The following is a 14,592-nucleotide window of genomic DNA, read 5'->3' on the forward strand; positions in this document are numbered from 1 at the left end:
CGGGCGAGCGCAATCCCGGGGTTGGAAAGAAATCCCCAGCATGGATCCGGAACTACTCAGCCCTTCTTGCCGGGGAATATTGTTCAAAGAAAAGTGTTGCCCCGGGTTTTAGGTGCAAAGGCCACCGAATAATCCTCTTGGGCGAGCGGGCGTTACCAGCCGGTAGGGTACCGTTGCCGCCAACGGTGCCGGGTTGAGCGGGTCCACCTTGGCTAGCAGGGGTAGGGTAGTGGTTGTGGGCGCCCTAAAGGGGCGGTGCTTGCTCGCGGCAGCACTTAGCGGTGCCCGACAAGCTTTGCCCCTCAGCTATCGGACCTGCGCAAGTTTTCGGCACGCTTATTTTTCGGCACGCTTATTCAAGCTCGCAACCGCTCTGCGCTGCGGTAGACACCGGGCCTGGAGCCACCCGCATGGGAGCCGCAGGGACCCTAGGCTTGGTTTGCTGCCCGCAACTCGCGGGCAATCAGCCAGGCGATGATGAGCAGCTCGAAGGCGAAATACAGTCGCCCCAACCAGCTCACTTGACCGAAAAAGTAGATTAGCAGGCCGGCGGTGATAGCCATGTAGAGCAGGTTAAAACCCGCCACGGCTTGTAAAGCGCCGCGGTAGCGCGCCGGACGCCACACCCAGCGGCCGAGCGAGTGCAGCGCCAGCACCAAAGCCAGTCCGCTCAGCAGGTACAGCCATGGCACAGGCAGGCCTAAAGCCGGGTTAAAGCGCTTGCTTGCCCAAAACCCGCCCAGCATAATAGCCGAAAGCAGCGCTCCCAGTCCGTCGAGCAGAAGCAATGCCCGCGGCGGAATAGGCGGAAGAGTAGGGTACCAGGGCATGGGGGTTATTGGGCAGGGATGCGGCTAGCCAATAATACCATTTTTGGCCGCCGCTGGCCTCAGGCTTGGCAGCTTACTTCTTGCTTTACCAGCGAGGTGTATGGATGTCAGTTATTGACCCGAAGTCAGTTATAGGCCCGAAGCCGCCTATCTAGGCGGCAGGTTGTTAACTGGTTTGTTTCCCCTGGCAATACAGTCGTGGCTTGACCGCTCAACGGCAGCCGCACCAGCCCGCCAGCCCAGCTATACCGCATTCGCCAGACCGTCACCGGCAGGGGCACGGCCCGCGGGCACATCCGCTACTGAGCCCGGGAAGCGGTAGCAGCCCGTTCCGCTGCAGCGGCCATGAAGCTGGCCAAGGCGCACAATGCCGTGCTCGTCATTACCAAGGTGAGCGGCTCAGCCGCAACGTTTCCTTTATTGCTTCGCTCAAGGACGTGGGCGTGGAGTTCGGGATCACGGACCAGCCGCCGGCTAACAAGCTTTGCGAGCACATCTTCCCCGCCCAAGCCTTCGAAGCAGTATCGGCCAATGCGCTGCCAGGGCCCTGGTCCGGGTTCAGCAGGCCGCGCGACGAACAAGCTGAAGGCCAGCTAATGCCGCTGCTCGGCTTCCAGGCTAACCCGACACATCTTGCGACGCATTACGGCGTCTGGTAATGGCGCTCCAACAGGTTAGAGCAAATGGCCCAGCGGCTTAGCGTGGATGGCTTGGCGGGCCATTTCGCGGGCACCTGTGCCAATGCCTGCCAGCGCTTGGCTGGCGATTGCACCACCAACACGCCAGCCAAGCTTCCCAGCCTTTCGTTTGCACCAGTTGACGGCCCTGAAATCAGGGGGCCGCACAACCAAACGGCAAGTAGGTAACGCGAAAGTAGCAAGAATTCAAGGCATTTTGGACATAAGGCATTAGGACGGCTAAAAAGCCGGCCGCCGGCAACCGAGCTCGTCGTTGGCCTGACCACTGCGGGCAAGAATTACAAGGCAAATCCCAACCAAACTCTCCTGTGCTTATTGCTCATTTCGACCCTGTTCTCCCGCTGATATCCCCTGGCCAGCTGCATGGCCCCTGACCCCGGTGTCCCGCGCAAAACCCATTGGTCTGCGCTGTATTTGCAACCGGTTGATGCCCGTGGCCCCAGCAACTGGCTGCAGTTGCAAACAACAACGATCAGCAAGGCGAAGGAGCTACCAATTGCCTCCGGACATTACACAAACGCACGTTTACAAAATGTCCGGCCGCCCGTTACCTTCGCGGCGTTCCTTAACTACCAGCCGCCACGTTATGCCCGCCTTTGTCGCCTACTACCGCGTCTCCACCGCCAAGCAAGGGCAGTCCGGGTTGGGCTTAGAGGCCCAACGCAATATGGTGCAGGCGTTCGTGAAGGAGGGCACTTTGATCGGGGAGTTCACGGAGGTGGAGTCGGGCAAGCACGCCGCCCGCCCGCAGCTGCACCTAGCCATGCAGCTGGCCAAAACGCACGGGGCGGTGCTGGTCATCGCCAAGCTCGACCGGCTCAGCCGCAACGTGTCCTTCATCGCTTCGCTCATGGACGCGGGCGTGGAGTTCGTGGCCACCGACCAGCCGCAGGCCAACAAGTTCACCGTGCACATCTTCGCCGCCCTGGCCGAGCAGGAGCGCGACCTGATCGCCGAGCGCACCCGCAAGGCGCTGGCCGTGCTCAAGCGCCAAGGCAAACAACTGGGCTCGCCGCAGAACCTCACCGCGGAAGCCCGGCAGAAGGGTTTAGCCGCCCGCCAGGCCAACGCCCGCGCGAGCGAAGCCAACCGGCAGGCCACGGCCCTGATCGTGTCGCGAAGAGCCCAGCAGGCGAGCTACAACCAGATTGCGGCCGAGCTCAACGCGCTGGGTTTCCGCACCCGGCGCGGAGCCGCCTACACCCACAAGCAGGTGCAGCGGCTGTGGCTGCGCGCTGCCCCAAGCAGCCAGGCTTAACGGAGAGCTGGGCGCTGTTACGTTCTATAAGCCCCCGTTATCGGACTTGATATAAAGTAACTGGGACTAATGGACGGTGAAGATGCGTGATTTCCTTCGCTTCATGACGACTGTCACCCGCTGCTCAACGGTTGAGTCGGCACTGCTCCATCGGTAGCGAATGTTTACGAGCGGGTGTTTGATGGCTCTGATCCGGGCGTACGTATACAGGTGCCGGCTGCTCGATTCAGGCAGTCGGATGGTATCGCCCTTGGAGACGATGGAAGGGTAAACTTCCAAGATCGTGAGGGCCCCGTTACTGCAGCCGGAGTCTTGCTTCACCCATAGCTCCAGCCCATCAGCGCGGTAGTAAGGATTATAACAGTCGATAGGAAGCGGGCATCCATGCAGGTAGATGACCTCATCTTCCTTGGAATTGCCAAGCGGTGTAAAGAGCCTGTTTACGGCACAACCCGTCAACAAGCAGCACACAGCCAGCAAGCAGCACATAAACCGGGAAGTTGCCAAAATAGAGGAAGGAAGAACAAGAGGAGGATGTCACACTACCGAAGCTTGTACCGGTTCCCGATGGGCAGGTGCTGCTCCACGAGGGTGCTCCGGTTTGGTGCGGCGGTGCTTGCATAGACCAACTGCGCGTGAATGGTCACCGACTTCGCCGTGGCGTCCAAGGTTCGCAAGAACAGGGCCGTGTTACGAGGGGTGCACACCAGGGCAAAGACCTGCTCGTCTTGCAGGTAAAGGGTTCTGTTCGTGTGCGGCGGAATCCGGGCGAGCGCCTGCGCCTCCGCTTCGGGGGCGTAGGCAGCCGAGTGCAGCGTGTCCGAGTAGGTGCGGTTCTGGTAGCGGTACGTGCACCAAAACCGGCTGCGTTTGAAATCGAGCACCAGGGTGTCGTCACTCCCGTTCGTCAGCCACAGCTGGGAGACAAAGTACGGGCTGGCGCAATGCGCTTGCTGCAATGCCTTTGCCGAGGCACAGCGAAATTCCGTGTCGGCATGCGCCACCTGAAGCGCAGCGGTGCCCGCCGCCAAGCACACGCCTGCGCAAGCGAATACCTGCCCGCAGGCAGTCAAGAGGGGGCTGATCACAGGAGCGGCAAGTAAGACGTACGACAACCTACGCGAACATAGTACCACTTTGCTCAGGCGCAAGCATGGCGCGCGCCTGGAGGAAGGATTGCCCGAGCACAACAGCTTGCACTAGACTTCACTTATGGGCCTGGGCTCACCGCCTGGGCAGGGACCTTCTTACTTAAGAAATGACGCTACGGAACTTGGTGTCCGCTTCGCAAGGGTTATCGTACCTGATACGGGGCATATCGTGCCTCAGTGTTGCTTTCCCTGTGAAAGAACTCCCCCGAAGAGTAGATTGCAAGGGTTTTTCTTTCCTTCTGGCATGAGCCTCGTTGGCGTTCCAATAACCGATCAACTTAGCTGGCTGCCAGCGCCACCAGACGCGGCACCTGGTACGCACGGTCTGCCCACGGGCTATGCGGCGTACGTCAAGCTGCTGCCGCCGTTGGGCATCGATCGTAGCATCCCCATTGCTGCCTACTCATTCGCCCGGAAAACGGCCGCGTAGCTGCAGGCGCGTGCGGCCTTTTGGAACGCCCACGGGATTCGCAACGGGCAACCGCCTGCGGACCGATTGGCGCGCATCACCTACCGGGAGGCGGCTGCGCTGGCCGGGCTGCCCTACAACGAGCACATCAGCGGGGATACCTTTTTGGCGCATTACGGGGAATGGCCCCCGCATCTAGGCAGCAGTGCGGCGATGGTCGAAGCCTTTGTGCAGGACGTGGTTCAAGTGCTGGGCCCGGGTACCGAGACGTATTTTCACGGCTCCGTCGAGCAGGGAAACTACCATTGGGGCGACGACGACTTTCCCGTGGACTGGCTGGAGCGGGGGGAGGCCGCTGACTTGGTGGCGGTGTACCGCCGAGAAGGCCAGCTTCCCACGTACACGTTTGCCGCCGACCATGCGTGGTGCCTGTTTCAAGGCGAGTGGGTGAATTGGCTAGCCGTTGGCTGTTAGGATCCCGTGGCGCAGGCGCTGCTACAGCACTCGCAGTTGGAAGCCTTTTCCCTGCTTCCCTAGCCCTTCGCACAAGCCATATGCCTGCGCAGCAACATAGCTAGCTCCGGAAAAGTACCAGTGCTTGTCCTGCGAACAATCAGGAAAGCAAAGGTACTTTCCCAAGGCGGGGTCTAGAACTACGATTATGTCAAGCGACGAAAGAAAGACGTAGGCCTTTCGACATTCCAGCTACTTTCACAAAAAAGTGCTGTATACCTGCTCGCGGCAACACGACGGAGTTGCTGGGTTCTCATCCGAATAATGACGCTGACAACAACCTACTTAAAAGAGCAAGTCCTGGCAGCTGACTGGGCTGCCGCCCGCCAGGCAGCCGCTGCATTGGTGCAACGCGGCGGGGCGGATATTTTCCAGTTTTTCCTGGCGCTGTTGGAGCAACCCAACGCGGAACTGCGCAATCAAGCGGCATTGGCCTTGCGGGACATTGGGGATCCGCAAGCCGTAGGGCCGCTGTTTCAAGCCATTCACAACCCTGCCAACCGGAACAACCGCGGCACGCTGGTGTATGCGCTCGAAAGGCTGGACTGCTCCCACTATGGGAAAGCATTGATCGAGCTGCTCTTCTACGGCAACTACGAGGTAAAATCCATGGCTTTGAAGGTGCTGGAAGCGCAGGCAATCGACTTCTCCCCCGCCGACTTGGAGTCCATCGAAGCCCAGTGGGAGCAGTTGCAGCGGCAACCGGAACTGTGTCCAGAGTACCCCTTGTGGAAAGAGGAACTGGAGGAAGTAATGGCGTATGTACGGGGCGCTACCGGAAGCGAACTTTAAGTCAACCTATACCGCTGGTTTCATAAGAGCCGTGGCTGTTGCAAAACCCCTAGCCGTAAATTCATAAGGTCATCTTGGCGACTATTGAAGGTTACCAGGCTGGAGGAGGGCCGCTGGTGGGTAGTGGGTAAGGGCTCAACTAATCTGGGTTCAGCCTACTGCCAGACTTTTGCAACAGCCACAGCCATTACCTTAAGCAACTTTTCCGCAAGGCACACTCGCTCAATTGGGGGCAGCATCCACCTTCTGTCCAACTAGAGAGAAGGGGAATTTTGCAAGCCTCCCACTCAACAAACTGTAGCGGGTTAGGGCCACAGGGTTACCGGCATGTGGGCGGAACTCAGCGTGCCTGTCCATATAGGCACTTCTTTCGCGGTCCACATGCTATCCATGTCGGACAGCTTTTGCGGGGCACTGGTGTACACTGCCTGTAGCTTACAACGCAGACCGCCGTTTGCCGTGGGTTTCTCCAGCCGGGGCGAATGGGCCCAGATAGTAGGGTCAAAATCCACGTCAAAGAGGTAGAAGCCGCCGGGAGCGATGGTCACCGTAGAGGGAAAATCCTTATCCCACCCGCGGGGCTTTTTCGCCACACGTAGGGTGCGACCGTTGGGGTAAGTAACTATAAACGAGAGGCCGTAATACCCGAAGCTGTTCCACTCTTCAAACAAGGCCACGGGAGACGCCGATACGTTGGTCAGCAGCACGTGAAAATGCTTAGGGTGCGTAAAGCTGATCGTTGGCTCCTTGGAAAGGGAGCTGGAATACGTGGTAGGCACAATTTGCAAGGTTAGTCGTGCGCGGGATTGGGCCTGAACGGGCGGCAGCGCTACCAGTGCCCCCTGACCCCAACACATGAGCAGCGTCAACCAGTGCATGAAAACCATAGGGGAAAGCTAGCCATAATTCATGTAAGCGGTAGTATCAGCTAACATCCGTTCAATAGGTGAAACTACGCTGGCGCAGCAGCGCCCCGTTGCTCCTACTCAAGAAGTCCGCCGTACCAGTAGGTAAGTTTACCTAAATACATAGTCTTGCATCAAGGGTGGTTTATAAGAGCCAATATGTAAACGACACGTCTGCAGTACTAAGGGTTAAGCTTTGCGTATCAACTTCTGTACTCGTTTGACTTTAAATCAGCGCGTGTCACAGTATAAGCCGTGAAGGCCGAGCGGGGAAGAAGCGCTGGCTCCTCTGATGTGCACTTGCAGGCTTGCTATATTCGCCATTCGACTCACTTTTCCTGCCTGCTTATGCTGCGAGTTTGGGTGAGAGCACTGCCCTTTTTATGCCTGCTGGCGTTGGGTGCTTGCTCCCCGTCCTCGGCTCCGTCCTCCCCCTATGCCAACAACCTGGCTATTTCGGATGCCCAAGGCAAGCCACGCGATACGACGACCTTTTACTTCCCCGCAGCCGACTCGATGCCCGCGCCCAAGGCCCCGCGCCCCGAAGGGGTTGTTCTTGATGGACGGGAAGAGAATTGTGCCATGGAGTTGAAAATGGCCTCCCATTACTTAACCTATTTCGAGGCGCCGGTGCTGTCTAATTTCTATCTAGGCACGCCGATTTACCGGCTTCTCTGGCTGCGCTCGTTTCACCGGCCGGTGCTGCTGACGTTGCGTCGCACGGCTACGGGGGCGACGTTGCGCACGCAGGTATTGGATAAGCATCCCTTTTTCATTGAACTCAGCGCGCGCAACCCGGACGAGTTGCCGGCGGACGCTTCGCCTAGCGAACGGGCAGCCGTCAAAGAGAATTATGAAAGGTTGATGGCGGACTCGGCCTTTCAAGCCCAAGTAGCCGCCGGCAAGCGGCGGGCTGTGCAAGTAAGGAGCGCCGAAACCACGCATTCGATCTCGCTGGCCCAGTACCAAGCCTTCGAACGGTTGCTTGCGCAAGCGCAGTTCCGGCAGCTGCCCAGCTGCAGCCCGTCGTGGGCAAACGATGGAGCCCGGTGGACCCTGGAAGCCCACCAAGCGGGCGCTTACCATATGGTAAGCAGGCAGAACCCCGATAAAAAGAGTGGTTTTCGCAAGGCATGTGAGTACCTGATTGAACGCAGCTCCGTTCGCGCAGAAGAAAGGTATTAACCTACCAGAAGCTTGTAGTCACCTGTGAGTAGAACCCGTTCAATGTTGTCACAGAAGTGGCATTACGTTAAGTAGGCAACTTAACGTAATGCCACTTATAAACCCAGAGTAAGATGGCACCTCGATTGTGTTCATGCCTGCTTAGGTAGCAGCTTGCTTAGGTTGAATGACATGACGAAGTACCACGCAAAATAGAGCAGCCAGGACACGGAGGAGATATAGCCCAAGTTGTCAAGCACCCATAAGCTGAGCACGTTCTCCGCCACGAGGTATAACGCCAAGGCTTGCGTGAAGTAGCGAAAGGCCGTCTTGCCCCCCATTTTACCAGCCAGAGGCAGCAGACCCACCGCCCCAAGCAACAGCGAAAGCGAGGAACGAGCGGCATTGTAGGCCAGTCCTTCGTTGGTTGCCTCGTAGGGCGCTACGGCTAGCGAAGCGTACAGCAGGGCGCTTGCCGTGAAAAGGGCATAGGCATAGGTCGGTACGGCTGTTCGCCCGGACTTCCACGCGCTGCCCCAGAACCCCAACAACAGCAGCCCAATGGGGAGGTAATTGGTCACGGCAATCAACCACCCGTGCTCCAGTCCGGCGATGTGCCAAGCCGCCGAGCTTAGCACCGGGGTTTGACTCGGCAAGCCCGGGTTTGCCAGTAGGTGGGATACGCTCGAAAGAACATGTAACGGCAGGATGGCACGAGCAGTCCACTTGGGGACGGGGCTGTTGTTCACGTTTAGCAGCAGTTAGGGCACGGATAAGCTCACAAAGTAATAGCAGGGCAGCGAGGGGTGTCGCGGATAGATCTTATCCACAGCTTAGACAAAACCAAGTGGGCCAGCAGTTGCTAGTAAGAGCAGGCTCTTGGAATCCTTTCTTTACATAACGTTTAGTTCTGCGACCCGCCTCGGAATAGTGGTGCTTTCACTCTTTCTCGTTTTCAAGTCTGGGAAATGCACTTTCCCGTTGCCGCTGCTAACGAAATGACTAATCACGCCACATACTAGTACTCACATACCAAGTCCCCTGCTTTGCCTGCGCTCAGGCTTCTTTGCCTGCTCGGGTTTCGATTCGGAAACCTCCGGCTGCTCCATCCGCTGCTCTTGGGTTAGCTGCCTACTTTGTTCGGTCGCCAACTGCCGCACCGCCTAGCGTTGCTGCTGCTCCTGCAGCGCCTGTGTCCGCAACGCCGCGCACTGCTCCGGGATGCCGTGCTGCATGATGTGGGCATACCGGAACGTCTCGCTCAGCGGCCGGTCGTAGCCGAACGCTTGGTCAAACGCCTGTTCTACCCGCTCCAAAAAACTGCTTGCGCTCGAAGCCGCCCGTTACAACGCCGCGTTGGGTAGCCTTGTGATTCGTCAGCGGACTTAGGTGGTACCAATTCAAGTCCTCGCGGCGGCTGACCAGGCCGTGCACGTGCGTCTGCTCGCCCTCCTCGGTCTGGCCCCGGGGCGCCTCGCCCAGCTGCACCGCCCGGTCCCGGGGGCCGCTCGTGGGCGCGCGCTCCGCCTTGGCAAAGCACACTAGGCAGCGGCCCACGATGCCCCTGCCTAAGTTGGCCGCGGTCGGGTTCGTCGCCGCCAGCGCAAAAGCCCGCAGCTGCGGGTTGCTGCTTACTAGTTCACGCCAAGGGTTCACCGGCCCTTCTGACTCGTTACGTGATTGGTAAGCGTAGGCGGACAAAAGTACCGACTTGGGTCGCTGAGCCCGCTTCCATGTGTCCGCCCAGCAGCGCCACCCGGTCGCGGATGCTGCGCAGGCCCATACCGGCCTCGGCAGTGGTCTGGGCGGGAAAGCCCACGCCGTTGTCTTCCACGCGCAGCAGCACAAATCCCGGCACGGCTTCCAGCGTCAGGCTGGCTTCGCTAGCCTGCGCGTGCTTGACCACGTTCTGCGCCAGCTCCTGGGCGATGCGGTACAGGGCTATCTGCAGGGGCTGCGGCAGGGGGTGCGTTAATTCGCTTAGATCGACGTGGCAGTCGAAGCGGAGCGTGCGGCTGCCGAGCTTGCGGCAGATGTCCTGCAGCGCCGTGTCCAGGCCGAATTCGTTGAGCGCCAGGGGAACCAGCTCGTGGGAAATGGCTCGGGTTTGCCGGATGGCCTCCGCCAACAGCTCTGCCGTGCGCTGCAGCGCGGGGGCGGCGGGCACTTGGTCGAGCTGCAGCTTGGTAGCGTACAGCGTCTGGCCCACGCCGTTGTGCAGGCTTTCGGCAATGCGCCCCCGCTCGGTTTCTTGGGCGGCTTGCACGGCTTCGAACAGGGCCTGCTGCCGGGTCAGGCGCAGGCGCAGGTTGTCGGCTTCAAGCCGCTGCAGCTCCGTAATGTCCAGGTCCACGCCCAGCACGCGCGCGGGCCGGCCCGTTTCGTCGGGCAGCACCACGGCCTTGACGCGGATGGTTTTCCCCGCCGCGCCGAGGCGCAGGCGCAGGGTTTCTTCCACGTCGCCGCTGCCCGCGGTGAGGCGGGCCACCAGCTGCTCGGCCCGCGCGCGGTCCTCGTCTACCGCGTAGGTAAGGTAAATGTCCGTCCCAACCGGCTGGCCCGGCGGCTTGCCGAAGAGGTGGTACATGCCGTCGGACCAGCGCATGGTGCCCGTGGCCAGGTCGTAGTCCCAGGAGCCCAGGCCGGCCACGGCTTCGGCCTGCTCCAGCAGGCGCAGGTTTTTTAGGCGCTCCTGCTCGGCGGTTTTGCGCTCGGTGATGTCGAGGTTGGTGGCCACCACGCCGTCGCCCAGCTTCACAAACTGGCAAGCAAACCATTTGTCGAAGCCTTCGTGGGGGTAAAAGTACTCCATGCCCTGGGGCTGGCCCGTTTCGATGGTTTGCACAATCAGGTCAAAAATGCCCACGCTGCGGATGCCGGGGTACTCCTGGGCGTAGAGCTTGCCCGCCAGGTCGGAGCGGCCGGTTTCGCGCTCCAGCTCTTTGCTCACCAGCCGCAGGCGGAAATCCCGGATGGCGCCGGCCTCGTCGCGCACGGCTTCCAGCACCGACATGGCAATCAGGTTGGTGTCGAACACGGTTTGGAGCAAATCCCGGCTTTCGCGCAGCTCGCGGGTGCGCCGGGCCACCTGCTGCTCCAGCTCGGCCAGGTGCCGGGCTTCGGTTTCGCGCAGGGCGGCTTCGGTGCGGCGGCGCTCGGTCACATCTCGCCAAAATACCGCCAGCGAGCCGTCGTCCATTGGATAGGCGCGCATTTCGAGCCAGCGCGCGCGGCCTTCTTCCCAGGCGTACTGATGCTCGAGCGACACCGGCTCGCGCTGGCGCATGGCTTGCTTGAGCAGGTGCCCGAGCTCCGAGCTTTCGCTTTCGGGATACACGTCCCAATGCAAGCGCCCGATGATTTCTCCGCGGGCGCGACCGTCCAGGCGAAGCGCTTCGCGGTTGTGTTCGAGAATGGTGAAGTCGGGCGCGAGCAGCCCGAAGCCCTCGCCCATGCCGTCGAGCACGCCCCGCAGCCGCGCTTCGCTTCCCTGCACCGCTTGCTGGGCGCGGTGGCGCTCGGTCACGTCGTTGACGTGGTGAATGATGGCCACCACCTCGCCGCGCTCGTTGAGCACCGGGGCGTTCACCGGGCTCCACCAGCGCTGCTCAAAGGTGCCGTCGGGCCGCGCAATGTCGTACTGCAAGTCTAGCAGGGTATCCGTCTGGCGGGTAGCCAGCACCCGCTCCAGCGAGGCGCGCAGGGTGCTGACGCCCGCAATGTCCGGGTCCGCGGGATTGTCCGGAAAAGCCTCCAACATTCCCTGGCCGACGAGCTCTTCCCGCGTGCGCATGGTAGCCCGCAGGTAGGCATCGTTGACCTCTACAATGGTAAAACGCGGCGCATCGGGCCGTAAGATGACGAAGGGCGCGGGCGAGGCCGCAAACAGGGAGGCAAATTTTACCTTGCTCTCGCGCAGGGCTGCTTCGGCTTTCGCTTTTTCGACCGCGGCCCACAGGCGTTCCGCTACGGTTTCGATGAGCTCGACTTCCGCTTGGGTCCAGGTGCGCGGCGTGGCCGAGACGGCGGCGAGCGACCAGACCACGGTCTTCGGGCCTTTGCGGACGCTGGCGCACACAAACGCCCGCAGGTTCACGGCGTGCAGCGAGGTGCGATTCAACGCCGAAAACCGCGCGTCGCTCTCCGTATCGTGCACGACCAGCGTCTCGTCGGCAATCCGGACGACGGTTTCCGGGAAATCAGACATCCGGACTTCGCCCCCCAGGGAGGCCAAATGCGCCGCCCGCTGCTCTGACCGCACCAGGGCGCGGTCTTCAGCTGGGTACAACACGAACACGTACGCCCGGTCCAGCTGCAAGTACTCGGCCAGCAGCCGCACGCCGGTTTCCTCCATCATCTGCGCATCCCCCAGCGCGCGCAGCTCGTCGGAGAACTGCAGTAAAAACGCCTGCTGTCGCTCGCGCTCTTTGCGCTCGGTGATGTCGCGGAAGAAAACGGCCAGCTCCTCGCCCGGGCGCGGGTACACGCTCACGGCAAACCAGCGCGCCAGGCCCGCCGCATATTCCTCGAAGCGGGCCGGCTCGCCGCTGGCACTGATGGCCGCGTAGCGCGGCAGCCACCGCGCCAGATCGGCCGGCGGCAGCACGGCTGACAGCGGCTGGCCCCGCATCGCTTGGCGGTCGAGGCCGGTCTGCGCTTGCAGGGCCCGGTTCAGCTCCAGGTAGCGCACGTCCACCACCTGCCCGGCCGCGTCGCGCTCCAGGGCACACAGGGCAAAGCCCTCGGCCATGGTGTCGAACAAGGTGCGGTATTTCTCCTCGGAAACGCGCAGGGCCTCCTCGGCGCCGGCGCGTTCCAGCCGCAGCCACACCCGGGCCGCCACCTCCTGCAACAGCCCGATGTCGTCGGGCGCCCACGCGCCTGGCTCGGAACGGCACACGCCCAGGTCAAACAGCCAGCGCCCCTCAGCCACGTAGGGCGTGTTCACCAGCGCCCGGACGCCGATGGCGCGGTATGCCGCGGCCTGCGCGGCCGGGCGGTGGCCGTCGTCCACGTCGCTGACAATCATGGGCTGGCCCGCCGCCAGCCGCTGGTTGTCTTCCTCGGTGTGGAAGGTGGCCAGAGGATACGTGCCGGTCATGGCCGGGAGCCCGGCCGGGCGGCTGTGGTGCAAAACGGTGCACTCCCGGGCTTCCGGGTCGACGGCAACGAAGAAGCAGTGCGACAGCTGCAGGTGCTGGGTGAGGCGCCGGCCCGCCAGCTCCATTACCTGCTCGACGGTGCTCAAGGGCGCAAAGTCGCTCATCAGGCCGGCCATAAAGGCCAGGTTCGCCTCCCGCCGCTTGCGCTCGGTGATGTCGCTGAACAGCACGCCCACCTGCCGCGCGTCGGGCGGCCCCACGCGGAAGGCGTGCGCGTCGTACCAACGGCCTAGCTGCGCCACGTGGTACTCCAGCTGCTCGGCCTGCCCCGTGCGGGCCACGCGCCCGTACGTTTCAAGCCAGCGCGGCTCCAGGTTGGGCACCAGTTCGCTCACGGTCTTGCCCAGGGCCTCGGTGGTCAGGCCCGAGTGCGCCGCAAAGGCCGGGTTCAGCTCCAGGTAGCGGAAGTCGACGGCGTGCTGCCCGGCCTCGTCGAAGAGCAGCTGCAGCCGGCAGAAGCCCTGGGTGGTGGCTGCCAGCAGGGCCTGGTAGTTGGTGGTTGCTTGCTGGGCCAGCTCCTGCTGCAGGCGCAGCAGCTCGGCCTGCGCCTGCCGCCGCTCGGTCACGTCCACGGCGGTGGCCACCAGGCCGTCGTCCAGCTTCACGGCCTGCAGGTGAAACCACCGGTCGGTGCCCTGAAGCCGCAGCGGCACTTCGGTGTCCAGCGGCCGGCCGGTTTCCACCACCGCGCAGTACAGCCGGAATACCTCCGAGTCGAGGATGCCCGGGTAGGCTTCCGAGTACCGCCGCCCGGTCCGGCTGGCTGCCATGTAGTGGCGCGCCGGGCGGTTTTCCAGCTCGAATTCGAAGTCGACAATGCGCCCCGCGGCGTCGCGCACGGCTTTGTGGTAGGCAATGGGGTTCAGGGAAACGTCGAACACCGATTGCAGCAAGTGCTGGCTTTGGCGCAGTTCCTGCTCGGCTTTTTTGCGGTTGGTGATGTCGTGGGTGGTCGTCGTCACCCCGTCGCCTGATTTGACGCTGGACTGCAGAAACCAGCCGTCGAACTGCTCGTGCACGTAGTGCCGCTCCGACTGGTCGGGCACGCCGGTTTCGACCACCTGCTTGAAGGTGTCGAAAATGCCTTCTTTCACCACGCCGGGATTGAGCTGGCACAGGCGCTGGCCGATGACGTCGCCGTACACCCGCTCGGCGGCGGCGTTGTTCAGCACCCAGGTGAAATCGATTACTTCGCCCTGCTCGTCGCGCACGGCCTCGAACACCTGCACCAGATCCAGGGAGCTGTCGATGGTGCGCTGCAGCTGCTCGCGTTGCAGCCGCAGCGCGAGCTCGACCTGCTTGCGCGCCGTCACGTTGTCCCAGAATACCCAGCGCTGTCCCGCCGGCGCAGGGGCCGTGCGCAGGCCAATCCACTGCTGCGTGTGGGGCAGCCAGTAATCGGCTGGGTCTGTGGCAGCCTGGCTGAGTGCCTGCACCACGGCCGGCGGCAGCACGGCCGGCTCCACCTTGGCCGCTTGCTGACCGAGCACGGCCTGAACTGATACGCCCCACAGGGCGGCCGCCGCCGCATTCAGGTAGGTCACCGTACCGTTTGCCGTCAGCAGCAGCACGCCCCAAGGCAGGGCCTCCAGCGCCAGTTCTGATGGAGCCGGCGGGTGTCCGGCGCTCGTGGGATGCAGAGCGGCGGCGGAATCAGGAGTAGCCATGCGTAGAAGCGGGGAAACCGGCGCGCATGTGGCCACGCACACG

General features: G+C 62.0%; 11 protein-coding genes. 4 read left to right on the forward strand and 7 right to left on the reverse strand.

Going from position 1 to position 14,592, the window contains the following annotated elements:
• Positions 1-428: 428 nt before the first annotated feature.
• Entirely contained in the window at positions 429-830 is a 402-nt protein-coding gene (locus tag OIS50_RS19880) for a hypothetical protein (RefSeq protein WP_264694655.1), read from the reverse strand.
• A 1,284-nt stretch (positions 831-2,114) separates the two neighbouring features.
• Between OIS50_RS19880 and OIS50_RS19885 the strand changes: the two genes are divergently transcribed.
• The gene (locus OIS50_RS19885; protein WP_264694656.1) at positions 2,115-2,786 is read left to right on the forward strand and encodes a recombinase family protein; all 672 of its coding nucleotides are present in this window, start codon (positions 2,115-2,117) and stop codon (positions 2,784-2,786) included.
• Between the two features lie 542 nt (positions 2,787-3,328).
• Here the strand turns inward: OIS50_RS19885 and OIS50_RS19890 are convergent.
• Entirely contained in the window at positions 3,329-3,874 is a 546-nt protein-coding gene (locus OIS50_RS19890) for a hypothetical protein (protein WP_264694658.1), read from the reverse strand.
• Positions 3,875-4,433: 559 nt separating this feature from the next.
• Here OIS50_RS19890 and OIS50_RS19895 point away from each other — a divergent pair.
• Together OIS50_RS19895 and OIS50_RS19900 are read left to right on the forward strand one after the other, a co-directional pair.
• The gene (locus tag OIS50_RS19895; protein WP_264694660.1) at positions 4,434-4,820 is read left to right on the forward strand and encodes a hypothetical protein; all 387 of its coding nucleotides are present in this window, start codon (positions 4,434-4,436) and stop codon (positions 4,818-4,820) included.
• A 303-nt stretch (positions 4,821-5,123) separates the two neighbouring features.
• Positions 5,124-5,651 (forward strand): HEAT repeat domain-containing protein, encoded by a 528-nt coding sequence (locus OIS50_RS19900; protein WP_264694662.1) that lies wholly within the window; start codon positions 5,124-5,126, stop codon positions 5,649-5,651.
• A 305-nt stretch (positions 5,652-5,956) separates the two neighbouring features.
• On the opposite strand, the gene OIS50_RS19905 is transcribed toward OIS50_RS19900, so the two are convergent.
• Positions 5,957-6,358: a hypothetical protein gene (locus OIS50_RS19905; RefSeq protein WP_264694664.1), complete on the reverse strand. Its 402-nt coding sequence runs from the start codon at positions 6,356-6,358 to the stop codon at positions 5,957-5,959.
• Positions 6,359-6,904: 546 nt separating this feature from the next.
• Here OIS50_RS19905 and OIS50_RS19910 point away from each other — a divergent pair.
• Positions 6,905-7,741 (forward strand): hypothetical protein, encoded by an 837-nt coding sequence (locus tag OIS50_RS19910; RefSeq protein ID WP_264694666.1) that lies wholly within the window; start codon positions 6,905-6,907, stop codon positions 7,739-7,741.
• Between the two features lie 131 nt (positions 7,742-7,872).
• Here the strand turns inward: OIS50_RS19910 and OIS50_RS19915 are convergent, their stop codons facing one another.
• The 4 genes from OIS50_RS19915 to OIS50_RS19925 form a co-directional block, all read right to left on the reverse strand.
• Positions 7,873-8,469: a hypothetical protein gene (locus OIS50_RS19915; protein WP_264694667.1), complete on the reverse strand. Its 597-nt coding sequence runs from the start codon at positions 8,467-8,469 to the stop codon at positions 7,873-7,875.
• A gap of 414 nt (positions 8,470-8,883) precedes the next feature.
• Positions 8,884-9,036: a DUF5712 family protein gene (locus tag OIS50_RS19920; RefSeq protein ID WP_264694669.1), complete on the reverse strand. Its 153-nt coding sequence runs from the start codon at positions 9,034-9,036 to the stop codon at positions 8,884-8,886.
• Positions 9,011-9,376 carry a DUF5712 family protein gene (locus OIS50_RS20625; protein WP_413617048.1) on the reverse strand — a complete coding sequence of 122 codons (366 nt, stop codon included), beginning with the start codon at positions 9,374-9,376 and terminating at the stop codon, positions 9,011-9,013. Before OIS50_RS20625 ends, OIS50_RS19920 begins: the two co-directional genes overlap by 26 nt.
• Before the next feature lie 16 nt (positions 9,377-9,392).
• On the reverse strand, positions 9,393-14,549 hold the full coding sequence (locus OIS50_RS19925) for a PAS domain-containing protein (protein ID WP_264694671.1): 5,157 nt from the start codon (positions 14,547-14,549) through the stop codon (positions 9,393-9,395).
• Positions 14,550-14,592: the final 43 nt, after the last annotated feature.

The organism is Hymenobacter sp. YIM 151858-1, assembly GCF_025979705.1.
Lineage (GTDB): Bacteria > Bacteroidota > Bacteroidia > Cytophagales > Hymenobacteraceae > Solirubrum.